At 64.3% G+C, this 23,586-nt stretch carries 19 protein-coding genes; 14 read left to right on the top strand and 5 right to left on the bottom strand.

Annotation, left to right across the window (positions count from 1 at the left end):
* Window positions 1-29: 29 nt before the first annotated feature.
* Window positions 30-1,931, bottom strand: coding sequence for a M61 family metallopeptidase (locus tag AC1DTQ_RS06975; protein WP_477848791.1), 1,902 nt, complete (start codon window positions 1,929-1,931; stop codon window positions 30-32).
* A gap of 163 nt (window positions 1,932-2,094) precedes the next feature.
* Here AC1DTQ_RS06975 and AC1DTQ_RS06970 point away from each other — a divergent pair, with 163 nt between their 5' ends.
* The 4 genes from AC1DTQ_RS06970 (at window position 2,095) to AC1DTQ_RS06955 (ending at window position 6,090) form a co-directional block, all read left to right on the top strand.
* Window positions 2,095-2,265 (top strand): hypothetical protein, encoded by a 171-nt coding sequence (locus tag AC1DTQ_RS06970; protein ID WP_477848790.1) that lies wholly within the window; start codon window positions 2,095-2,097, stop codon window positions 2,263-2,265.
* Window positions 2,266-2,414: 149 nt separating this feature from the next.
* Complete coding sequence (locus AC1DTQ_RS06965; RefSeq protein WP_477848789.1) at window positions 2,415-3,182, top strand: hypothetical protein; 768 nt, start codon at window positions 2,415-2,417, stop codon at window positions 3,180-3,182.
* A 309-nt stretch (window positions 3,183-3,491) separates the two neighbouring features.
* Window positions 3,492-4,910: an MBOAT family O-acyltransferase gene (locus AC1DTQ_RS06960; RefSeq protein WP_477848788.1), complete on the top strand. Its 1,419-nt coding sequence runs from the start codon at window positions 3,492-3,494 to the stop codon at window positions 4,908-4,910.
* 16 nt (window positions 4,911-4,926) lie between these two features.
* Window positions 4,927-6,090 carry a hypothetical protein gene (locus AC1DTQ_RS06955; RefSeq protein ID WP_477848787.1) on the top strand — a complete coding sequence of 388 codons (1,164 nt, stop codon included), beginning with the start codon at window positions 4,927-4,929 and terminating at the stop codon, window positions 6,088-6,090.
* Between the two features lie 9 nt (window positions 6,091-6,099).
* Here AC1DTQ_RS06955 and AC1DTQ_RS06950 read toward each other — a convergent pair whose 3' ends face one another.
* The 4 genes from AC1DTQ_RS06950 to AC1DTQ_RS06935 all read right to left on the bottom strand — a co-directional run bounded on the left by AC1DTQ_RS06950 (window position 6,100) and on the right by AC1DTQ_RS06935 (window position 9,808).
* Window positions 6,100-6,309 carry a hypothetical protein gene (locus AC1DTQ_RS06950; protein WP_477848786.1) on the bottom strand — a complete coding sequence of 70 codons (210 nt, stop codon included), beginning with the start codon at window positions 6,307-6,309 and terminating at the stop codon, window positions 6,100-6,102.
* Between the two features lie 43 nt (window positions 6,310-6,352).
* Window positions 6,353-6,982, bottom strand: a complete 630-nt coding sequence (locus AC1DTQ_RS06945; RefSeq protein ID WP_477848785.1) for a DUF938 domain-containing protein — start codon at window positions 6,980-6,982, stop codon at window positions 6,353-6,355.
* 8 nt (window positions 6,983-6,990) lie between these two features.
* Entirely contained in the window at window positions 6,991-7,830 is an 840-nt protein-coding gene (locus AC1DTQ_RS06940; RefSeq protein ID WP_477848784.1) for an NYN domain-containing protein, read from the bottom strand.
* A gap of 202 nt (window positions 7,831-8,032) precedes the next feature.
* Window positions 8,033-9,808 carry an NAD(P)/FAD-dependent oxidoreductase gene (locus AC1DTQ_RS06935; RefSeq protein ID WP_477848783.1) on the bottom strand — a complete coding sequence of 592 codons (1,776 nt, stop codon included), beginning with the start codon at window positions 9,806-9,808 and terminating at the stop codon, window positions 8,033-8,035.
* Between the two features lie 103 nt (window positions 9,809-9,911).
* Between AC1DTQ_RS06935 and AC1DTQ_RS06930 the strand changes: the two genes are divergently transcribed.
* The 10 genes from AC1DTQ_RS06930 to AC1DTQ_RS06885 all read left to right on the top strand — a co-directional run bounded on the left by AC1DTQ_RS06930 (window position 9,912) and on the right by AC1DTQ_RS06885 (window position 23,467).
* Window positions 9,912-11,756: a family 43 glycosylhydrolase gene (locus AC1DTQ_RS06930; RefSeq protein ID WP_477848782.1), complete on the top strand. Its 1,845-nt coding sequence runs from the start codon at window positions 9,912-9,914 to the stop codon at window positions 11,754-11,756.
* Between the two features lie 399 nt (window positions 11,757-12,155).
* Window positions 12,156-13,790 carry a TldD/PmbA family protein gene (locus AC1DTQ_RS06925; RefSeq protein ID WP_477848781.1) on the top strand — a complete coding sequence of 545 codons (1,635 nt, stop codon included), beginning with the start codon at window positions 12,156-12,158 and terminating at the stop codon, window positions 13,788-13,790.
* A gap of 24 nt (window positions 13,791-13,814) precedes the next feature.
* Complete coding sequence (locus AC1DTQ_RS06920; RefSeq protein ID WP_477848780.1) at window positions 13,815-15,149, top strand: TldD/PmbA family protein; 1,335 nt, start codon at window positions 13,815-13,817, stop codon at window positions 15,147-15,149.
* Between the two features lie 116 nt (window positions 15,150-15,265).
* Window positions 15,266-15,973 (top strand): DUF4159 domain-containing protein, encoded by a 708-nt coding sequence (locus AC1DTQ_RS06915; protein ID WP_477848779.1) that lies wholly within the window; start codon window positions 15,266-15,268, stop codon window positions 15,971-15,973.
* 183 nt (window positions 15,974-16,156) lie between these two features.
* Window positions 16,157-17,170: an AAA family ATPase gene (locus AC1DTQ_RS06910; RefSeq protein ID WP_477848778.1), complete on the top strand. Its 1,014-nt coding sequence runs from the start codon at window positions 16,157-16,159 to the stop codon at window positions 17,168-17,170.
* A gap of 13 nt (window positions 17,171-17,183) precedes the next feature.
* Window positions 17,184-18,080 carry a DUF58 domain-containing protein gene (locus tag AC1DTQ_RS06905; protein WP_477848777.1) on the top strand — a complete coding sequence of 299 codons (897 nt, stop codon included), beginning with the start codon at window positions 17,184-17,186 and terminating at the stop codon, window positions 18,078-18,080.
* Window positions 18,077-19,240 (top strand): BatA domain-containing protein, encoded by a 1,164-nt coding sequence (locus AC1DTQ_RS06900; RefSeq protein ID WP_477848776.1) that lies wholly within the window; start codon window positions 18,077-18,079, stop codon window positions 19,238-19,240. The genes AC1DTQ_RS06905 and AC1DTQ_RS06900 overlap by 4 nt, the downstream gene beginning before the upstream one ends.
* A complete protein-coding gene (locus tag AC1DTQ_RS06895) occupies window positions 19,237-19,452 on the top strand; it encodes a hypothetical protein (RefSeq protein WP_477848775.1) in 216 nt (71 codons plus the stop codon). The genes AC1DTQ_RS06900 and AC1DTQ_RS06895 overlap by 4 nt, the downstream gene beginning before the upstream one ends.
* The gene (locus AC1DTQ_RS06890) at window positions 19,449-21,617 is read left to right on the top strand and encodes a hypothetical protein (protein ID WP_477848774.1); all 2,169 of its coding nucleotides are present in this window, start codon (window positions 19,449-19,451) and stop codon (window positions 21,615-21,617) included. Before AC1DTQ_RS06895 ends, AC1DTQ_RS06890 begins: the two co-directional genes overlap by 4 nt.
* Complete coding sequence (locus AC1DTQ_RS06885; RefSeq protein ID WP_477848773.1) at window positions 21,614-23,467, top strand: carboxypeptidase regulatory-like domain-containing protein; 1,854 nt, start codon at window positions 21,614-21,616, stop codon at window positions 23,465-23,467. Before AC1DTQ_RS06890 ends, AC1DTQ_RS06885 begins: the two co-directional genes overlap by 4 nt.
* Window positions 23,468-23,586: the final 119 nt, after the last annotated feature.

Below are 23,586 nucleotides of genomic sequence, written 5' to 3'. Positions count from 1 at the left end.
CCCGCATACCCCGGTCGAAGTCGTGACGATTACTTCCTCGGCGCAAGCAATTGCGTCAGACGATCGGGTGTTCCCGCAATACGCTGCAGATGCGGATGGCGCAGGCCATCGCGATAGTCGAGCTGCAGCGTGCGATAGGTATCGCCCTGCTTCACCAACAGTTCGAGCGGTTGCGGATCCGTGTGCGCCGCGGTGATCGCGCGCTTCAGGCGATCGGCGTTGTAGGCCATGCCCGACACCGCGATCAGCCGCATATCCTTGGCCATGCCCGCGCGATAAGCCGGGCTGTCCCAAAGCACGTCGTTGACCGTGCCTTCGTCGTGGGCGACCTGCAGGCCCAGCGAGTAGCGGAAATCGTCGTACTCGCCGTCGCCTTCCGCATCGGCGATGGCTAGGTTGGGCGTTTCGTCGTAGACCAGTTGCCAGCCAGCGCGCGCCAGTCCTTGCAGAGGCGCTGCCGGGCCATGGCTGTCCACACGCTCACGCAGGTACTTCGCCCAGTCGTGCGCTTGCACGCGGTCCAGCGCCCGGACAACCTCGTCGAAACCGTATCGTCTTGCCGTCACTTCGCCCGCATAGCCTCCGAAGAAGCTCCGCGCGAAATCATCGAGCGAACGCTTTCCCTTCGACAGCTCGCGTAGTTTGCTGTCGACATCCAGCCATACCAGCGTGCCTTCGTCGTAGAAATCGTAGCCACGCTGCCAGCTCTCCCACGCCTGCGGCGCATCGTTGAAGTCGACGATGCCCTGGTAGACGGTGTCCTGCAGACTGCGCCACCCGCGGCCGGGGCGATGCTCGAACATCGCAGCGTTGGCGGCCAGCACTTCCCGCGCTTGTTCCGGCTTATAAAGCCCGGCGCGCGCGGCCAGCACCCAGGCCCAGAACTCGGTCTGCCCTTCGTACACCCACAGCAGGTCGCTCTGCATCGGGGTGTTGTAGTGCGGCGTCCACAGCATCGCCGGACGCATGAACTTGCCGTTCCAACTGTGGGCGTACTCGTGCGGCAGCAGGTAGTTGTCGGTGAAGGGCGCATCGCCGGTCAGATAGCCGGGAAAGGTGCCGTTCTCGCTCGACTGGTGGTGTTCCAGGCCAATGCCGCTGAACTGGTCCGACAGCGCCAGCAGGAAATCGTAGTGGGCGAACGGGCGCGTGCCGAACACGCGATCGGCCTGCTTCACCAACGCACGGTGCGCGGCGAGGATTTCCGGCTTGGCATCGAGCAGTTCCGGCGCATCGGCGATCACGTTGAGGCGCACCGGTATTTTCGCGCCTGGATCCAGATCGAATCGCTTGAAATAGCGGCCGGCGTAAACGGGAGAATCGACCAGATCGACAAGGGCCAGCGCCTGAAAGCGAATCACGTCGCCATCCGTGCCGGCCGTTTCCAATGCGCTACCGAACTGCCAACCCGCAGGTAACCGCAGACTGGGTTCGAAGCGAATACGACGCGCATCGTAATCGGCCGGATACAGTAACAATCGCGACCATTGCACCGACATCAGCTCGGTGGTCATCGCCACCCGGCCCTGATCGTCGGCGGTGGGCGAAAGCGATTGGAATTCGATCTCGAGCGCCGACACGCCCGCGGGCACTTCCAGATGGAAGGCGTAGACGTCCAAGGGATCGCGCCGCCATTCGATACGCTGGCCGTTGCCGACGATCACCAGACCCGCGAACTGGTTGATCGGACCGGTGGCCGCGTGGTTGCCGGGTATCCATTGCGGATACCAGAGCTTCAAGGGACCCGGCTGGACCGGGATGTGCTCGCGCACCTGGTAGATGCGGCGCGACAGGTCGGTGGCATCGACCGCCAGCGATATCACTCCCGGGTAATCATGGTCGGCATCCACGGGCGCGACGGTAAGTGCCTGTGCCCGCACGGAAAACGGCAGCCCCAGCAAACAGCACAACAGGATCACGAGCCGCGCCATGCGAGTTCCAGTTACGTGGGAAGCCGGCATTCTGGGCATGCCCCGCGGGAAACGACAAGCTTGCGGCCGGTCTCGGCCCTACCGAGGAATCGCCGACTGGTCTCTTAGGCACGCGAAACGAGCGCGAGCGTCGCTGCTGCCTACGGTAGTAGGAACGGTGGGTATGAACATCAAACACCGATCGGATGCGCTGGCGATCTTGGCTTTTCCGACGCGAGAGAGATTGGCTTTCCTCGATCTTTGCTTCTGCCTCTATCCCTTCAAGAAAAATTACCGTCCCGATCTCTCGTGGCATCAGCGTCACGCCGCTATCACCTACGTTAACGCCGGTTAGAGGGGAAATGAATCCATTGTTTTTTTCTTGCTGAATACGCCGCAAAAAAATTGCAAAGCCCTCAATTACACAAGCAATATATGACGCCTTTATGACAGGCCCACCGCCCGGCTTCGCGGACGGCAGCAAGTCATCCGTTCGGAGGTCATATGCACGTCGCTGTCGGCCATCAAACCCATTCCCTCCCCTATCTTGTCCCTCGCGGCCTGCGGCTCGCGCGGGATTTTTTGATCCTTCCGGATCGCGCGCATCGATGGTCTGTCGCGGCCGTTACCGGCACGATTGCGGTTCTGATTGCCTGCTTCGTAAGGTATGCGTATGTGGAGAGGTATCGTCTAACGGACAGCTTCTTCTATGATCGCCTTCAGTTTTCCTTTGTCGACAGAGGCTATCCCGAAATTTTCGGCTACGGCCTGGAACTGGCTGCCTGCGCGTTGTTTGCGATGTCCGCCCGTGTGTATGGCAAGAAACAGTGGTATGCGTTCGCGGCGATCCTGTTCGTAACGTTTCTGGACGATGCGTTCGAACTGCATGAAGCGATTGGGCACATGTTCAATGTCGGATTGGGCCTATCGCCGGTCGTCGGCGATCTGATCGGATTTTCCACGACGGGATTGTTGTCGATCGTGTTCTGGCTCGCCGGCACGCGCCTGATTCAAGAAGAGGACGACTGGCTTCCCTATCTCATCTTCACCGCATACTTCGCGACCTTGATTTTCTTCGGTGTCGGCGTGGATGCCGTGCATGGGATGCTGGGAAAGAATGTGTCGCAAACCTTGCTGACCTTGATCGAAGATGGCGGCGAGCTGGTGACGACCGCCATCATCAGTCTGTCCGCATTCGGCATGTGGCTCCGGCAAAAGCACGCGACGATCGCCAGCGGCGCGCCGATGGAGCCCGCGTTGCCGAACCCTTGAACGATCTTAAGATCTTGAATCTCGCCACGAATGCTCGGAGCGGGATAAGTGGCAGCTGATTGCGTAGACGCTCGCGGGCTTGCGGTGCGGGTTCTCCTTATACGGAGGCATGCAACCCATCTTCATGGGTACAGCTCCGGGTAGGGTGCGCGAGAACGACTAGCGGAGCGGAGTCGGATAGGGCCATGGGCTCCCACCCAGCCCGCGACAGGGCGACGAACTCACCGCCATTCGTCGCCGTACTGGCCGTCGCTGTCCGCTAACCGCGTTGCAGGTCATATCCGGCCCCCGCCGGCGAGGTCCGCCCGCGTGGTCTTCAACTCCCTTACTTTCATTGTGTTCTTCGCGCTGGTGCTTGCGCTGCACGCAATGCCGTTCCGCTGGACCACGAAGAAGACCAACCTGCTGGTCGCCAGCTACCTGTTCTATGCGGCCTGGAACCCGCCGTTCGTGATCCTGCTGTGGGTGTCGACGGTGGTCGACTGGTGGGCGGCGAAGAAACTGGTCGATGCGGAGAAGCCGGCGGCGCGGCGCGCATGGATGTTGCTGTCGGTGGTGGTGAACCTCGGCCTGCTCGGTTACTTCAAATACGGCGGCTTCCTGATGGAGAACTTCCAGACGCTGATGGCCGCGCTGGATGTGGCCTACCAACCGCCCGCGCTCGACATCGTGCTGCCGGTCGGCATCTCGTTCTATACCTTCGCCACCCTGTCCTACACGCTCGATGTGTATCTGCGCCGCGCCAAGCCGGCCGACAACTTCCTCGACTACGCGTTGTTCGTCACCTTCTTCCCGCATCTGGTCGCCGGTCCGATCATGCGCCCGACCGAACTGGTGCCGCAGTTCGCGCGCGAACGCCGCGCCAGCGCCGACCAATTGCGTTTCGGCCTGGCGCTGATGGTTTTGGGGTTGTTCCAGAAGATCGTGCTGGCCGATGGTTTTCTGGGGCCTGCGGCCGAAGCGGTCTACGACGCGCCGGGCCGGATACCCGGGGCGCTGGATGCATGGATGGGCACGCTGGCCTTCAGCGGGCAGATCTTCTGCGACTTCGCGGGCTATTCCACCACCGCCATCGGCGCAGCCATGTGCCTGGGCTTCGCGATGCCGGACAATTTCCGCTTTCCGTACGCTGCGATAGGTTTTTCCGATTTCTGGCGACGATGGCACATCACCTTGTCGGCGTGGTTGCGCGACTATCTCTATATCCCGCTCGGCGGCAACCGTCATGGCGAGGCGCGCACTTACTTCGCATTGATGGCCACGATGCTGCTCGGCGGCCTGTGGCACGGCGCCAGCTGGACCTTCGTGGTCTGGGGTGGCTTGCACGGATTGTATCTGGCGACCGAACGCGTGTTGCGCGCGCGCTTCCAGGGCTATCGGCCTGGGCCGCTGGCGCTGGTCGGCCTGGGTTTGCTGACCTATGGATTGATCAACATCACTTGGGTGTTCTTCCGCGCCAAGGGTTTCGAGCAGGCGTGGATAGTTCTTCGCGGCATGTTCGGCGGCAATCCGGAGGCGAATCCAATCCTGACCACCGCGCATCTGGCGATGGTGGCGCTGATCGTGGGCGGGATAGTGATCGCCCACTGGTTGATGCGCAGCCGGACGCTGGAAGCGATGCTCACGCGGCAGCACCCGGTGCCGTTGTCGGCGGCGTTGGGGGCGATGGCGTTCGCGGTGGTTGCGGCACAGGGCGCGGGCAATGCCTTCATCTACTTCCAGTTCTGATGCCGGGGAAATGACCATGACTAGCGATGGCGCCATTGGGACGACCGAACGCTTCGAGCGTCCCGGTTTCGTTCGCCTGACCGCCTCAGACCGGCCCGGTGTCGCCCAGCCGGTACCGGAACGCGACATTCCACCGCAGCCGTGGGGAAGAATCCTGCTCGGCGCGCTGGTGCTGTTCCTGCTGCTGATGACCGGATGGGAATGGTATTGGCGTGCGTTCGGCGCCACGCCGGGTTACCGCAACAGCGATGGCGCATGGGCCGAGCAACGCCGCCGCATCAATGAAGGTGAAGGCGGCAAGACCGTCCTGATCGGCAGCTCGCGCATGCTGTTCGACCTGCAGCTGCCGGAGTGGGAACGCGCGACCGGCGAGCGCCCGATTCAGCTCGCGCTGGAAGGCACTTCGGCGGTGCCGGCGCTGGAGGACCTGGCCGCGGATCCGGACTTCACCGGCCGTCTGGTGGTGGACGTCACCCCGGGCCTGTTCTTCAGCGGCTTCGCCTACCGGGGCGAGGCGATTTCGCGCTATCACAAGCAGGGGCCATCGCAGCGCAGCGGCCACTGGCTGTCCAAGCGCCTGCTTGAACCGTATTTCGCCTTCTACGACCCGGATTTCGCGCTGGCCACGGTGGTCCGGCGCCAGGATTGGCCGCCGCGCCCAGGCCTGCTCAAGGACACGAGCGTGCGCAAGCTGATGGTGCAGGAGGGCGACCGCAACACGCATATCTGGCGCAAGGTCGAGGTCGATCCGCAATATCGCGCGCTGGCGCGCAGCATCTGGGCCGAGAAGTTTATCGGTCCGCCGCCGCCGATGATGGATACGCCGGAGAAGGCGCGGAAGCTGATGGAGACGCAGATCGAGCGCGCGGCCAAGGCCATCGCCACCTTGCGCGCGCGCGGCGTGCGCGTGGTGTTCGTGCGCCCGCCCAGCGATGGCGAGTACTACGCGTTCGAGCAGAAAACGACGCCGCGTGCGCGGACCTGGGACGTGCTATTGCAGCGCACCGGCACGCCTGGCATTCACTTCGAAGACCACCCGCAACTGCAAGGCTACGAACTACCGGAATGGTCGCACCTGACCGCCGCCGACGCCAAGCGCTTTACCACCGCGCTGGCGCCGCTTGTCGAAAGCGAGTTCGCGGGCGAAGAAGCCGGGCAGCAGCAAGCGGCCGCGCGCTGAACCATCGCGCTAGACCCGCCGCCCGCTTTCGCGCATCTGGGCATCGAAGCGGTCCCAGCGCATGCGCCGCCGATACACCTTATTGGTCGGCCGCCACTCCACGGCGCCTTTCGATACCAGCAGCGTGCCGAAACGCACGCCGTCCTTCTCCACCACGAATTCGACATCCTCGCGCCCGAGCGTGCGCTCGGGAACGCTGAAAGTGACCTTGTGCGCCATTGCGATGCTCCCGGTTGCGCGGGCTCTTGCCCGTAGATGCAATTTAGCGCGGCGATGTCAACGCTGCGCCAAGGCCGCGCCGCCACACCCGGCAGCGGTTATTGGCCGGCATCGCCACGTCATCCAGCAAACGCAATCCGATCGCCTGCGCCAGGGCGTCCACCGCTTCGGCATCACGGATTCCCATCTGCGGGTCGCGTGCCTTCAGCGAGGCATCGAAGGCGCGATTGCTGTCGCTGGTGAATTCGCCGTCGTAATTGAAGGGCCCGTACACGACCAGCGTCGCGTCGGCGGCGAGGGTTCCGTCCAGGCCCGCGAAGCAAGCTTCGACTTCCGGCCATCCCATGATATGGAGCGTATTTGCGCTGAACGCGGCATCGAAAGATTGCAGCGGCCAAGGCCCCTCTGCGACATCCAGCTCCATCGGCGCCGGCGTGTTCGGTAGCGCCGCCTCGCCCAGCCAGGTGCGGATACCGGGCAGATAATCCGCGCGATCCGAGCACTGCCAGCTCAGCCAGGGCATCGCCGCGGCGAAATGCACTGCGTGCTGGCCGGTGCCGCTACCGATCTCCAGCACCTCGTGCGCTTGCGCCAAATGCACGCGCAACACGTCCAGGATCGGATCGCGGTTGCGTTCGCTGGCGGGAGAGAACGGCTTTTTTTCCGAAGCCACGGTGGTTTTCAGCTCAGCGAGCGGACGTAGATCATTTTGTTGGAACCACTCGCGCCGCGCTCCTCGATGGCGAAATAGCGAGGATGGTGCTTCAGCAGATCGCTCAGCTTGCGGTGCCCGTACAGACGCGGGTCGAAGTCCGGTTGGATCTTGTTGAGGTAACTGCCGACCGCGCCCAGGAACGCCCAGCCGTTTTCGTCCGAGGCCTCCTCGATGGCCTGGCGGATCAGCGCCAGCGACAAGGGCTCGGTGGATTTATCCTTGGCATCCGCTGCCGGCACCGGCATCGCGACCGAAGCCGGTTTCGCCGGCGCGGACTTGGTGGCGGCTTTCTTTGCGGGCTTGCTCGTCGCCGGCTTCGCGGGCGCGCTGACCGCTTCCATGCGCAGCACTTCGGTATAGATGAATTTGTCGCAGGCTCGCACGAACGCATCCGGCGTCTTCTTTTCGCCAAAGCCATAGACGGTCAGACCCTCTTCGCGCAGGCGCTGGGCCAGACGGGTGAAGTCGCTATCGCTGGAGACCAGGCAGAAGCCGTCGAAGCGCTGCGTGTACAGCAGATCCATGGCATCGATGATCATCGAGCTGTCGGTGGCGTTCTTGCCGCTGGTGTAGGCGAACTGCTGGGCGGGGCTGATCGAATGCCTGAGCAGCGCCGCCTTCCATTGAGTCATGCGCGGGCTGGTGAAATCGCCATAGATGCGCTTTACGCTGGCCACGCCGTACTTGGCCACTTCGCCAAGCAGGCCCTCGATCACCGACGGCTGGGCATTATCCGCATCGATCAGCACCGCCAGCCGCGGCTGGTCGTCATCGTTGTCGGACTTGCCGTTGTTTCTGGATTTCATGGGGGTTTGGCTCCTGGCGTGCCAAAGAACTGATCCCAACATACTCCTTCGATCTTGCAGAGCGCATGACCTGCCCCCTCCCTTGCGAAGCAGGGGAGGGTTGGGGAGGGGTGCTTTTCGCGCGCAACTGCCGCGTCCAAGCACTGCGCCAAGAGCACCCCTCCCTAGCCCTCCCCTGCTTCGCAAGGGAGGGGACTAAAAGCTAAGCCACGGTCGCGGTGCCGACTGCGATCATCTGCATCGCCACCGCCTCTGCCGCACGAATGCCATCCACGCCCGCGGACAAGATCCCACCCGCATAGCCAGCCCCTTCGCCGGCAGGAAACAGCCCACGCGTGTTCAAACTCTGCCCATCCACGCCACGGGTCATCCGCACCGGCGAAGACGTGCGCGTCTCCACGCCGGTGAGGACCGCATCGTCCATCGCGAAGCCCTTGATCTGCCGGTCGAAGGCCGGCAGCGCTTCGCGGATCGCTTCGATGGCGTAGCGCGGCAATGCGGCGGAGAGATCGCCGAGCTTCACCCCCGGCGTATACGAGGGCTGGACCGATCCGAATTCGGTGGACGCGCGCTTGCGCAGGAAATCGCCGACCAACTGTCCCGGCGCGTCGTAGCTTTCGCCGCCGAGGCGGAAGGCCTGCTCCTCCCAGTGCCGCTGCAAGCCGATGCCGGCCAGCGGACTGCCGCTGGGGTCGAACTCGGCGTAGTCCTCCGGCGTGATGCCGACCACGATGGCCGCGTTGGCGTTGCGTTCGTTGCGCGAGTACTGGCTCATGCCGTTGGTGACCACCCGTCCCGGTTCGCTGGCGGCGGCGACCACGGTGCCGCCTGGGCACATGCAAAAGCTGTAGACCGAACGCCCGTTGCGGCAGTGGTGGACGAGCTTGTAATCGGCGGCGCCGAGAATCGGGTGCCCGGCCTGCGGGCCGAAGCGGGCGCGGTCTATAAGGGATTGCGGGTGTTCGATGCGGAAACCGATGGAGAAGGGTTTGGCTTCCAGGAACACGCCGCGCTCGTGCAGCATGAAGAAGGTGTCGCGCGCGCTGTGCCCAAGCGCCATCACCACGTGGTCGGCGCGGATTTCCTCTCCATCCGCCAGCACCACGCCACGCACCGCGCGTGCGCCAGACGCATCGGTTTCGATCAGCACGTCGTCGACACGGTGCGAGAAACGGATCTCCCCGCCCAGCGCTTCGATGTCTGCGCGCATGTTTTCCACCATGGATACCAGACGGAAAGTGCCGATGTGCGGCTTGCTGACGTAGAGGATTTCCTCCGGCGCGCCGGCCTTGACGAACTCGGTCAACACCTTGCGCCCGTAGTGGCGCTTGTCGCTGATCTGGCTGTACAGCTTGCCGTCGGAGAACGTGCCCGCGCCGCCTTCGCCGAACTGCACGTTGGATTCGGGATTGAGGATCTTCTTCCGCCACAAGCCGAACGTGTCCACGGTGCGCTCGCGCACGTTCTTGCCGCGCTCCAGGATGATCGGCCGCAGGCCCATCTGCGCCAGGATAAGTCCAGCGAACAGACCGCAGGGGCCCATGCCGATGACCAGCGGCCGTAGCGCCGCCGGATGCGGGGCGGCCTGCACGGATTCCTCGACCGTGGTGGCCACCACGCGCGCGTCTTCCGAGCACACCGATAGCGGCACCTCCGACGAAGCCGTCGTTTCTTTTGCACGGGCCACGGGTTTGTAGGTGGTATCCGGCGTCGGCCCGACCTTATTCAAGTCCTCCTTTCCGTCCACCGCCTCTTCGTCCACCTGCAACCGCTGCAGGATGTCCGTTTCGCGGGGGGTCTCCACGTCCACCGCATAGATCAGCACGATCGCGCCGCGTTTGCGCGCGTCGTAGCTGCGCTTGGCCACGGTGAAGCCGACCAGCTCGTCGGCGGCGATGCCGAGGCGGGCGACGATCGCGGCAGGCAACGCCGCTTCGTCGTGGTCCAGAGGAAGTTTCAGGTCGGTGAGTCGGAGCATGGCCGGATCCGCGGAGAGGCGCCAGTTTAACTGCGGCGAGAAAAACAGACGTGGTCAGGCGCGGTAAGGTAGCCGGCATCGCCAGACCGGCAGGAGAAGGCGCATGCAATATTTCCCATCGATACCGCGCAGCGTGCTGCTGCTCGTGGCGCTCAGCGCAGCAGGCCTGGCGACGGCAGCGGAACCGCCGGGGCGCCGCACTTACGCCAATCCCATGGATCTGGACTATCGCTACAACTTCGAGCAGCTCAACGAAGGCATTTCCTACCGTACCGGCGCCGACCCGGTGATCGTGCGGCACAAGGACGCCTACTATCTGTTCCAGACCCTGGCCGATGGCTACTGGCGTTCCACCAACCTGCTTGACTGGCGCTTCGTCACGCCCAGTCGCTGGCCGGTGGAGAGCATCGTTGCGCCGGCCGTGACCTCCGATGGCGATCGCCTGATCATCATGCAGTCGGCCTTCGGCCCGCGTCCGCTGCTGCAATCCACCGATCCGGCCAACGGCAAGATCGACTTCCTTACCCGCCTGCTGCCGCGCATTCCCACTGCGGTGCCGCCGGGTCAGGACTTATTGCCCTTGCCGGCGGGCAAGACTCCGCCGGGACCGTGGGATCCGGATCTGTTCATCGATGACGATGGCCAGTGGTACCTGTACTGGAATTCATCGGATACCTATCCGCTCTATGGCATCGCCATGGACCGCGTCCCGAACGGCTTCGCTTTCCGCGGCGAACCCAAGGCGTTTATCGCCCTGGATCCCGAGCATCATGGCTGGGAGCGCTTCGGTCAGGACCACCGCGGGGCGAAGTTCCCCGACGGCAAACCGATCGGCAATTATCTGGAAGGCGCGTGGATGACCAAGGTACGCGGCCGCTACTACCTGCAATACGGCGCTCCCGGCACGGAATACAATGCCTACGCCAACGGCACCTATGTTGGCGACAATCCGTTGGGCCCGTTCGAATACGCGCCCTACAATCCGGTGGCGTACAAGCCCGGCGGTTTCGTGCAGGGCGCCGGTCACGGCTCCACTTTCCAGGACGAATACGGCAACTGGTGGAACACCGGTACGCCCTGGATCGGCTACAACTGGACCTTCGAACGCCGCATCGCGATGTTCCCGGCGGCGTTCGCCGAAGACGGACAGATGAGCGTGTCCGCGCGTTTCGGCGATTTCCCGCACTGGATGCCGGAGGGCAGGATCGACGATCCCGAATCGCTTTTCACTGGTTGGATGTTGCTGTCCTATCGCAAACCCGCGGTGGCCTCGTCCACGCAGGGCGAGTTCGGTGCGGGCCGGGTCACCGATGAAAATCCGCGTACGTTCTGGGTCGCTGGCAGCAACAAAACAGGCGAGACCCTGACCATCGATCTCGGCGCGGAAAAAACCGTGCGCGCCGTGCAGGTCAATTACGCCGACTACCAGTCCGGACGTTTCGCCGATGCGCCGGATATCTACACCACGTTCCAGTTGCAGCAATCGACGGATGGAAAGAAGTGGAAGCCGTTGGCTGAAGTCGGCGAAGGACCCGACCGCCGCGACCGCCCCAACGCTTACCTGCAGCTGCCGGAACCGGTCCGCCTACGTTATCTCCGCTATGTGCACGGACATGTGGGCGCGGCCAATCTGGCCATCAGCGACCTGCGCGTGTTCGGCAATGCGGAGGGAAAGCCGCCGATTGCGCCGCGCGACGTGACCGTGAAGCGCGACCAGGATCGCCGCAATGCGGTGGTGACCTGGAAACCCGCTCCTGGCGCAGTGGGATACAACGTGCGCTGGGGTTTGCGTGCGGATCGGTTGAACCTGAGCTATCAGGTGTTCGCCGACAGGGGCACGACCCTGGAACTGCGCGCGTTGAACGTCGACCAGTCCTACGCGATGGCGGTCGAAGCGTTCAACGAGGTGGGAGTTTCCGGGTTGAGTGTGGTCAGGCCGGTGGAATGAGCGCTGCCGAGGCAGGCTTTTAGTCCCCTCCCTTGCGAAGCAGGGGAGGGCTAGGGAGGGGTGCTCTTCGACGTAGCGCTTGGACGTCGTGGCTACGCGCCAAAAGCACCCCTCCCCAACCCTCCCCTGCTTCGCAAGGGAGGGGGCAGGTCATGCACTTCCAACTGATTGGTTTGTTCGCTTAGCAGAACGGCTGCAGCTCACTCGCACAGAAAAAATGTTGAAACACTTCGCTTCATCTATGCCAAAAGTCATTTGACGTCGTTTCCGTCGGCGGCAATGATCGCTGGCGGCCATGGCGTTGCGCCGCATGCGCGTCCCGGTCGTCCGATCCATGTAGTCCGACCCAGTTTCCCCGTCCCGTGCGATCCGCGCGGGCTCTACCGATGGAGAGCAGCCTTGCACAGACGTGACTTCCTGGCCATCAGCGGCCTCAGCCTTGGCGGCCTGATGGTGCCGTCCTTCCTCGGCAAGGCGATCGCCGCCGAGCAATTGCAGACCACGCTGGACGTCGGTTTCAAGAAAGGTCTGGCCGATGCCGCGTTGGCCGCGGCCACCGATGCCGGCGCCAGCTACTGCGATGTACGCGTCGGCCGCTATCTGCGCCAGTTCGTGATCACCCGCGAAGACAAGGTGCAGAACGTGGTCAACACCGAATCCACCGGCGCCGGCGTCCGCGTCATCGCCGATGGCGCCTGGGGTTTCGCGGCCACCAACGACCTGTCCACCAACGGCGTGGCCCGGGCCGCGCGCCAGGCCGCGGCCATCGCCAAAGCCAATGCGAAGATCCAGACCGCCAAGGTGCAACTGGCGCCGGTCAAGGGCGCGGGCGAGGTGGCGTGGAAGACGCCGATCGTGAAGAACGCGATGGAAGTGCCGATCAAGGACAAGGTGGATCTGTTGCTGGGCGTCAATGCCGCAGCCATCAATGCCGGCGCGGATTTCGTCAATTCCATGTTGTTCCTGGTCAACGAACAGAAATATTTCGCCAGCACCGACGGCTCCTACATCGACCAGGACGTGCATCGCATCTGGGCGCCGACCACGGTCACCGCCATCGACAAGGCCAGCGGCAAGTTCCGCACCCGCGACGGCCTGTCCTCGCCGATGGGAATGGGCTTCGAATACTTGGACGGCGCCGCCTCAGGCAAGTTCGTCTCGCCCAATGGCGTGGTCAATTACGGCCTGTCCTACGACATGAAGGAAGACGCCATCGCCGGAGCCAAGCAGGCGCGCGAGAAATTGAAGGCGCCTTCGGTCAAGCCCGGCAAGTACGACCTGGTGCTGGATCCTTCGCATACCTGGCTGACCATCCACGAATCGGTCGGCCATCCGCTGGAACTGGATCGCGTGCTGGGCTACGAGGCCAATTACGCGGGCACCAGCTTCGCCACCTTGGACAAGCGCGAAGCCAAGTTCCAGTACGGCAGCGACATTGTGAACATCGTCGCCGACAAGACCCAGGTCGGCAGCCTGGGCGCGGTGGGTTACGACGACGAAGGCGTCAAGACCAAGCAATGGGACCTGATCAGCAACGGCAAACTGGTCGATTACCAGGCTATCCGCGATCAGGCCCACATCCTGGGCAAGAAGGAATCGGATGGCTGCTGTTATGCCGATTCTTGGTCCAGCGTGCAGTTCCAGCGCATGGCCAACATCTCGCTCAAGGCAGGCAAGGAAAAGTTGAGCGTGGCCGACATGGTCAAGGATGTGGAGAACGGCATCTACATCATCGGCGACGGCTCGTTCTCGATCGACCAGCAGCGCTACAACGCCCAGTTCGGCGGCCAGCTGTTCTACGAAATCAAGAACGGCAAGATCGGCGCGATGATCGAGGACGTGGCCTACCAAATCCGTACGCCCGAATTCTGGAACGCCTGCGCGGGAATCTGCGACCAGAGCGACTACCGCATGGGCGGCTCGTTCTTCGACGGCAAGGGCCAGCCCGGCCAGGTGTCGGCGGTCTCGCACGGGTCCAGCACCGCGCGCTTCAACGGCATCAACGTCATCAACACCGCCCGCTCGCTCGGCTGATCGCATCCAGGAGACCACAAGAACATGAGCATCTTCACCGAAGAGCAAGCCAAGGCCATCCTCGACAAGGTCATCGCCCTGTCCAAGGCCGACGAATGCACCGCGCAACTGTCCGGTTCCATTTCCGGCAACATCCGCTTCGCCCTGAACAACGTCTCCACCGCCGGCATCGTCGACAACACCGATCTAGCCGTGCAGGTGGCCTTCGGCAAGCGCGTGGGCGTGGCGACCATCAATGAGTACGACGACGACGCGCTGGAGCGCGTGGTCCGCCGTGCCGAAGACCTGGCCAGACTGGCGCCGGAAAACCCGGAGTTCGTGCCGGCGGTGGAAAAGCAAACCTACAAAGCCAGCGAGACCTTCAGCGAAGCCACCGCGGCGATCACTCCGGAATACCGCGCCCAGGTAGCGGCCGATTCCATCGGCCCGTGCCGCGCGGAGAAACTGATCGCGGCCGGTTTCCTGGAAGACGGCCAGAGCTTCGTCGCCTTCGCCAACAGCAAGGGCAACTTCGGCTACCAGAAGGCCACCAACCTGGACTACACCTGCACGGTGCGCACCGAGGACGCGCGCGGCTCTGGCTGGGTCGGCCGCAATCTGCAGGACGCCACCCCGTTCAAGGCCGGCCAGGATGTCCGCACCGCCATGCGCAAGGCCAGCGAGTCGGCCGAGGCCAAGGCGCTGGAACCCGGCAAGTACACGGTGATCCTGGAACCGGCCGCCGCCGCGGGCCTGATCTCGTTCATGATGAATTTCTTCGACGCGCGCCAGGCCGACGAGGGCCGCAGTTTCCTGTCCAAGAAAGGCGGCGGCAATAAGATCGGCGAACAGGTCTACGACTCGCGCGTGAATATTTCCGCCGATCCCTGGCACCCGGAAGCGCCGGTGATGCCGTGGGACGAGGAGGGCCTGCCGCGCGAGAAGACCTCGGTGGTGGAGAACGGCAAGGTCGTCAATCTGGAGTATTCGCGCTATTGGGCGCAGAAACAGGGCAAGCGCGCGACCGGTGCGGCCGGCAATCTGCTGATGTCCGGCGGCACCAAGTCCACCGCAGAGCTGGTCAAGAGCACGCAGAAGGGCATTCTGGTCACGCGTACCTGGTACATCCGCATGGTCGATCCGCAGACCGTGCTGCTGACCGGGCTGACCCGCGACGGCACTTTCTACATCGAGAACGGCGAGATCAAGTATCCGGTGAAGAATTTCCGCTTCAACGAATCGCCGGTGATCATGCTCAACAACATCGAGGAATTGGGCAAGCCGGTGCGCGTGGCCGGCGACGAGTCCTCGTTCGTGATGATGATCCCGCCGATGAAGCTGCGCGACTTCACCTTCACCTCGCTGTCGGATGCGGTATAGCCGATGATTCACGGTAGGAGCGCCCCATGGGCGCGAGCTTTTTTTGGCGGACCCTTCGCGAAGAGCTCGCGCCCATGGGGCGCTCCTACCGATGCAATAAACGCTATCGGCAGACCATGAATCGCGCGCAGTTCCTGCGGTTGATGGCCGGCGGCCTGGCTGGTGCTTTAGTCGCCGGGCCGCTGCGCAATGCAAGCGCAGCGGTCTCGAGCTACGACTTCTGGTTCACCCGCCTGAAGTACGACTCCGGCGATTGGGACGTGGACCAGCGCATGCCGGCGAACTTGATCACCTCGCTGATCGACTACACCAACCTGCGCGTGGACCCGAAGGAACACGTGCTGGCCCTGGCCGATCCGAAGATGCTGACCGCGCCGTTCTGTTATCTGGCGGGGCACAAGCTGGTGGAGTTCAATCCGGCCGAGCGCCGCAATTTCGAGCGCTACGTGCGCAATGGCGGCTTCGTGCTGGTGGACGACTGCAATCACGACATCGACGGCCTATTCGCCAAGTCTTTCCAAGCGCAGATGGCGGCGATCTTCGGCGCCAAGACGCTTAAGAAATTGCCGAACAACCACCCGATCTACCGCAGCTTCTTCAAGTTCGACGGCCCGCCGGCCACCGGTTTCGAACTCAACGGCTGGGGCGACGACCTGGTGCACGAGTATCTGCAGGGCATCGAGATAGACGGCCGCCTGGGCCTGCTCTACAGCAACAAGGACTACGGCTGCGAATGGGATTACGACTGGCGCAACAAGCGCTTTCTGGCCGAGGACAACACCAAATTCGCGGTGAATATTGTCATGTATGCGTTGACGGCGTAGTTCCATGGCGAATACGAACAATGGGACGACGTATTTGTTTCGGCCGTCATTCCCGCGAAGGCGGGAACCCAGTGACTTCAGAATGCGCGGCACAAGTACGAAAGCGTCAAGTCGCTAGGTTCCCGCCTTCGCGGGAATGACGACAAAGAGAAATCATTCGCATCAGCACTGTGGAAATCCCCAATGAGCAACCCCCTCACTGAATCCGACATCCAATCCCAACTCGCCAAGCTAGGCCAATTGCGCCAAGCCATCGCCCAGGCCATCGTCGGCCAGGATGAAGTCGTCGAACAGTTGCTGATCGGCCTGCTGGCCGGTGGTCACTGTCTGCTCGAAGGCGTGCCCGGTCTTGGCAAGACCCTGCTGGTGCGATCGCTGGGGCAGGCGCTGGAACTGCAGTTCCGGCGTGTGCAATTCACCCCCGATCTGATGCCCAGCGACATTCTGGGAACCGAGTTGCTGGAGGAAGACCACGGCACCGGCCATCGCCATTTCCGTTTTCAGCCCGGCCCGGTATTCACCAATCTGCTGCTGGCCGACGAACTCAACCGCACACCGCCCAAGACCCAGGCCGCTTTGTTGGAAGCAATGCAGGAACGCACGGTCAGCTATGCCGGTGTAACCCACGCGCTGCCGGCGCCGTTCTTCGTACTGGCCACGCAGAATCCGCTGGAACAGGCCGGCACCTATCCCCTGCCCGAGGCGCAGCTGGATCGCTTCCTGCTGCATATCCGCGTGGATTACCCCAGCGAACGCGAAGAGCACGATATCCTGGCCCAGACCACCGGCAGCCGTAGCAACGAAGTGCCGCAGGTGATGCATGGCGACGAAGTGCTGGCGCTGCAGGCGCGGGTGCGCGAAGTGCATCTCGGAGAAGATCTGCTGGTGTGGATCACCCGACTGGTGCGCGCGAGCAGGCCCGGCGGCGCGCCTAGTGAAAGCGGGTCGCCTGAAGAGGTACGCAAGTACGTCAAATGGGGCGCAGGCCCGCGCGCGGGGCAATCGCTGGTGCTGGCAGCAAAGGCGCGCGCATTGCTGCATGGCCGACTGGCCGCGACGCGCGAAGACATCGTCGCCTTGGCCGCGCCAGTCATGCGTCACCGTCTGCTGCTGTCGTTCGCCGCCGAAGCCGAACAGAAGAGCGCTGACGACGTGATCGCCGCGCTGCTGCGCAGCGTGCCGTTGCCTGCCGCCTGAACGGCCGCGCGCGGTGTCGTACGAGCTGATCCCGCCCCAGGTTCGCAGCCGGTTGAAAGACCTGCGGCTGACGTCGCGGCGCGCGATCGGTTTGCACGGCATCGGCCTGCACCACAGCCGCAGTCGTGGCGCCGGACTGGAGTTCGCCCAGTACCGCGCCTACGAACCCGGCGACGAACTGCGCCAGATCGACTGGAAACTTTATGCGCGCTCGGACCGCTTCTTCGTGCGTGAAGCCGAGCGCGAAAGTCCGCTGGCGGTGTGGATACTGATCGACGCCAGCGCTTCGATGGCGCAGGAAGATGCGGCGCGCCCCGGCTGGTCGCGGTTGGGCGCGGCCAAGGCGCTGGCCGCGTGCGTCGGCGAGTTAGCCATGCGCCAGGGCGATCGCTTCGGCTGGGTGGCGTTGCGCGATGAGGGCTTGCAGCTGGTTTCTCCCGCGGCCGGCGCACGGCAGCGCGACCGCCTGTTGCTGGAAATGCAAGGGTTGTCGGCGCGCGGCGGTTTTCCCGGCGTGCAGCAGTTGACGCCGTTGTGGGACCGGGTTGGCGCGCACGATCTGGTGATCGTGCTCAGCGACTGCTTCGATCCGGCCTGCCTGGAGTTGATGCAGAAGTTGGCGGCGGCGCGGCGCGAAGTGCTGGCGATCCAGTTGCTGACCGTAGAGGAACGCGACTTTCCGTTCCGCGGCGGTCATCGCTTCCGCGATCCGGAAACCGGCGAGGAACTGTTGGGCGATGGCGCTGCGCTACGCGCCGATTTCCTGCGTCGTTTCGGCGAAGCGCGCGATCTATTGCACGCGCAACTCGATGCCAGCGGCATCCGCCACGCGAGCTACGTGCTGGACCAGGAGTTGGACGTGCCGTTGCGTCGCCTGTTCGGTTCGCGCGACGCCGCGGAGTACGCATGAACGCGGCCTTGTTGCTGCCGGCCGCCTTGGCGGCACTCGCCGCGCTGCTGTTGCCGTTGCTGATCCATCTGGCCCGGCGCAGCGAACAGCGCCCTACCGATTTCGCCGCGTTGCGCTGGTTACGACAGAAACCCAAACCGCGCCATCGCATTCGCTTCGACGAATGGCCGCTGCTGATTCTGCGGCTGATGCTGCTCGCCTTGCTGGCGGTGTGGCTGGCAAGGCCGGTGTTATTCGGCAGCGCCAGCGAAAAGCCGTGGGTGGCGGTGATGCCCGGCATCGATGCCACGCAGGCGCGCGCGGCCGTCGACGACAAGAAGGCGCGCTTGCATTGGCTGGCACCCGGCTTCCCTGCGCTGGACCAACCGTCACCCGCAGCCGGATCGCTGCCGTTCGCCAGTCTGTTGCGCCAGCTCGATTCGGAACTTCCTGCGGCGGTGAAGTTGAGCGTCGTTGTTCCGGAACAATTGCAGGGTGCGGATGCGCAACGACCTCAGCTGTCGCGTGCGGTCGAATGGAAGGTACTTCCCGGAGCGATGCCTGCGCCAAAGCCTCTGGCGACTTCTGCGCCCGGGCTTACCGTGCGCTATTCCGTCGATCACCAGGAAGGAGTGCGTTACCTGCGCGCGGCGACTATCGCCTGGCGGCCCGATACGGCAACGACGGCATTCGCAGCGGCGCCGCTCGCGCAAGCGCTTCCGGCCGAGACGCGGAACCTGGTCTGGCTTGCGTCCGGTCCTTTGCCCGCAGCAGTCGACGACTGGATCCGCCAAGGCGGAACCGCGCTGCTGGCGACGGAGACCGAATACGAATTTCCTGCCACGAGCAGCGTCTACTGGCGCGACGAAGTCGGCGCGCCGTTGGTCGAAGGCGCGGCGTTGGGGCGCGGTCGAGTGCTTCGCTTCACGCGCGCATTTTCTCCGGCGGCGATGCCGCAGCTGCTGCAACCCGAGTTCCCGCGCAATCTGCGGAACCTGTTCGCAACGCCCGCGCCCGCTCCGGCGCGCGTAGCCGCGCGCGACTACGCGCCGATTACCGGAGGAGCGTCGTACGCACAGCCTCCGCGCGATCTGCAACCGTGGTTAGCGCTGCTGATCGCAGCTCTACTATTGATCGAACGCTGGCTGGCGACGCAGCGTAGCCGGGGAGTTTCGCCTTGAACGCGCACTCGTTGTTCTTGCTGCACGTTCACGAGCAGAGTGCGGCCACGAGTCGCCTTTGCTTTGCCCCCTTTGGCAAAGGGGGCGACGGGGGATTTGCTTTTGATCTTGCTTCAAGGCAAGAGCAAATCCCCCTCAATCCCCCTTTTTCAAAGGGGGAGGCAAAAGCGCTGCCGCTGGCCGCTGAAGTGTTCGCGCAGGTCGGGCCATGATCGCGAACGGGTTCTTGCAGCTGTCGCAACCGGCACGCGTGCGCAGTCTTGTCGATGATCTGCTGCTCTGGTCGCCATTGCCGTTGCTGGTTGCCGCCGCAGTCTGGCGTTGGCACAGCACGCTGGCCGCATCACTGGTCGCGATCGCCGGCTTTCTCTCACTGACGATATTCGCGTGGCGACGCGCACGTCGCTTCGACCGACAGTGGCTTATCCGGCAACTCGATGCACAGCGTCCTGACATGGAAGACAGCGCCGATCTGCTGTTCGCCGAAGACGCACGATTGAGTCCCTTGCAACAACTGCAGCGTGCGCGCTTGCAACAGCGCCTGGCCACGACTGCCGCGCCCGATTTGCGGCCGGCCTGGTCGTCGTCGCGCATCGCCGCGACCTGGATAGTGGGTGCACTGGGTGTCGCCTTGCTCGTCTTCTGGCCGAGCCGGCAAGCGACCACGGCGCTCGCGCCCAGCACGGAAAACCTGCCGGTGGTGGCCGGCGTGCCGCGACTGGTAGCGCAACGCCTGCGCATCGTTCCGCCTGCGTATACCGGACTGGCGGCGCGCGACGAAGCCAGTCTGGATACGAAGGCGCCGCAAGGTTCGCAGCTTCGCTGGACCTTGCGTTTCGAACCGCAAGCCACGGCTGCCGACCTGGTCTTCCATGACGGCGCGCGTCTCGCATTGGTCCGCGACGGCAACGATTGGAGCGTCGACCGCAGCCTGGATAAATCGGTCCTATATCGCGTAGTGCCGCGCGGGGCCGAGACGCAGCCCGCGCCGCCCTTGCACCGGCTCGATGCCCTCGCCGACGCGCCGCCGCAAATCAAGGTGCTGGCTCCCGAGCGCAGCCTGAGCCTGGTCACGCCGGCCCAACGCAGCTGGCCGCTGGTCTTCGAAGCGAGCGACGACTACGGTGTGGCCGCGAACGGGCAGCTGCGCATCACCCTGGCCCAGGGCGAAGGCGAGAACATCACTTTCCGCGAACGTACGCTCGACGTGCGCGGCATCGGCGGCGGCAAGCTCAAACGCTTCTCGCCGCAATTGGACCTGGCCTCATTGGGATTCGCGACCGGCGACGATCTGATCGCGCAGCTCACCATCAGCGACAACCGCGCCCCGCAGTCCCAGAAGGTCCGTAGTCCCAGCCTGATCCTGCGCTGGCCTTCGGACCTGGGCACCGAAAGCACCGGCCTGGAAGGCATGGTGAAGAAGGTGATGCCCGCGTATTTCCGCAGCCAGCGCCAGATCATCATCGATGCCGAGGCGCTGCTGAAAGAGAAACGCAAACTCGATGCGGAGCGCTTCGTCGCCCGTTCCGACAGCATCGGTGTGGATCAGCGCATTCTGCGTCTGCGCTACGGCCAGTTCCTGGGCGAGGAAGCCGAAGGCGGAGCGAAACCGCCACCGACCAACGACGCCGAGACGCATGACGACGAGCATGCCGAGACGCAGGCGGAGGCAGCCAGCCACGACGAGCATGACCATGCAGCCACCAGCGAGGTGGCGCAACCCGCCTTTGGCGCCGATGCCAATGTGCTGGAAGAATTCGGCCACACGCACGACCACGCCGAAGCCGCCACCCTGCTCGATCCGGAAACCCGTGCCACGCTGAAGAAAGCGCTGGACCAGATGTGGCAATCGGAGCTGCACTTGCGCCAGGGCAACCCGCAGCAAGCGCTGCCGTACGCGTACAAGGCGCTGGGTTTCATCAAGGAAGTGCAGCAGGCCACGCGTATTTTCCTGGCCCGAGTCGGCCCCGAGCTTCCGCCCATCGATGAAAACCGACGGCTGAGCGGAGACCGTGCAGGGCTCGCACGTCGCGAGCTGGCGCTGACGAAAAAGGACACCGACGCCGATGCCGCACCCGACGATGCATGGCGCCTGCTTGCCGAATCGCCGGACGCGGCGAAGGCCACCGAACTGCCGCTCGATGCGCTCGAACGCTGGCTGCATGCGAACGAAGCGCGCGTTCCCGACCCGCTCGCTTTCGTCAGCGCGATCGACGCGGTGCGACGTGATCCGTCCTGCGTCGAATGCCGACGCAGCTTGCGCGGGTTGTTGTGGACCGTGCTGCCACGACCGCCGGTCAATGTGTCGCGGCGCGGCGAACCGGGCGCAGACGGGCGTCGCTACCTGGAGGCGTTGCGCCAGGAGGCCACACCATGAATCTGTCGCTATGGCTGGCCGCATTGCTGGGATTGGCGGTCGTGCTCGCCTGGGGTCGCCTGGGGCTGTGGCAACGCCATGCGCCGGCCGGCTCGCGATCGCGCGGCTGGCGACTAGCGGTGTTGTGGTTGCTGCAACCGGTGTGCGCGGCGCTGCTGTACTTCACGCTGTCGCCACCCACGCTGCCCACGGAATCAGGAACGCTGGTGGTCGCCACCGCGAGCGCTGCGCGCACCGGCACGCAGGCGACGGGCGATCATGTGGTCGCACTGCCCGAAGCGCCGGCCTTGCCCGATGCCGAGCGCGTGCCCGACCTGGCTACCGCGTTACGCCGGCATCCTGGTACGCAGCGGCTGCGCCTCGTCGGAGCCGGTCTGGAACCGCGCGATCGCGAAGCCATGCACGGCTTGTCGTTGCTCTTCGATGCACCGGCTTTGCCGCGCGGCATGGTGCGCCTCGACGGACCGCAACGGGTTGCGGCCGGCGCTGCATTCCAGGTCGGTGGGCAGGTGAACGGCGTGGACAAAGGTTCGGTGGAACTGATCGATCCGGCGGGTCGGCGCGTGGACGCATCACCATTGCCCAAGACCGGGGATTTCGTTCTCACCGGCACCGCGCGGGTGCCAGGGTTGGCGACTTTCACCGTACGCGTGCGCGATGCCCAACGCAAACCATTGGAAGACGTGCCGGTGCCGGTGTGGATCGCGGCCTATCCGCCGCCGCGCGTGTTGCTGCTGGCTGGCGCACCTTCGCCCGAGTTGAAATACCTGCGCCGCTGGGCCACGGATGCTGGACTTTCGTTGCATGTCCAACTCAGCGTGGGTGGCGGCCTGCAACTCGGCGATGCGCCGCTGCCGTTGAATGCGACCACCTTGCAGCGTTTCGATCTGGTGGTGCTGGACGAACGCAGTTGGACGGGGCTGGGCGCGGGCGAACGCGCGGCGCTGATTGAAGCCTTGCGCAAAGGCCTGGGTGTCCTGCTACGCGTCACCGGACCTCTGCCCGATGCCACACGCCGTCAGTGGCAGGCGTTGGGTTTCGCGCTTTCCGCAGGCGCCGACACCGCGGCGGTTCGCCTTCCCGCCGAATCGATCGACGAGGAAGCGTTGCGCGCACGCCGCGGACCGGGCACGGCGGATACGGCTGCAGCGCCGAACGGCGCGCAGGATGAAAATCCCGCGCTGGCCCGTCGCGCACTGAAGTTGGGCGGTGTCGACGCCGCTCCTCTGCTGCGCGATGCCGACGGCAATGTGCTCGCGGTCTGGCGCGCGGAACAGCGCGGACGCATCGCGGTCTGGAGCGTGACCGACAGCTTCGCGCTGGTCCTATCCGGACAAAGTGCGCGTCATGCCGAGCTGTGGAGCAGCGCCTTTGCCACCCTGGCCCGCGCACAAACCGATTCCGCCCCACGCATCGATCCGCAACCACGCGAGCAGCAGCGTCTCGCGCTGTGCGGGCTCGGTGGAAAACCTCGCGTGGTGGCGCCCGATGGACAAGCCAGCACGCTGTTGCCCGATCCGGCCCCCGGCGATGCTGCTTGCGCCGCCTACTGGCCGCGACACTCCGGCTGGCACCTGCTGGTGCAGACTGATGCCGAAGTAGGCGAACGCAGTTGGCCGTTCTACGTCTACGCAACCGACGCCGCGCCCGGATTGCGCGCCGCCAAACTGCGCGATGCGACATTGCGCCTGCAAGCCGCACCGATCAGCGCCGCCGGAAAGCCCGACGGCCACGCCGCACCCGGACGGCACGGACCCTCCTGGCCCTGGTTTCTCGCTTGGTTGGCCAGCGCTGGCGCGCTGTGGTGGCTGGAACGGGCGCGTGCGGGTCGGACCAGCGCCGCAGTCTGAGCAAGAACACCTCGGTAACGGGACCCAACCACAACACAGGGTGGGAGCGGCGTCCCGCCGCGAGCCCTTTGATTTGAAAGGCTAAGAGCTCGCGGCGGGACGCCGCTCCCACGACAGAA

This window comes from Pseudoxanthomonas sp. P4_B2, assembly GCF_056402315.1.
This window is presented reverse-complemented; position numbering and strand designations above follow the sequence as displayed.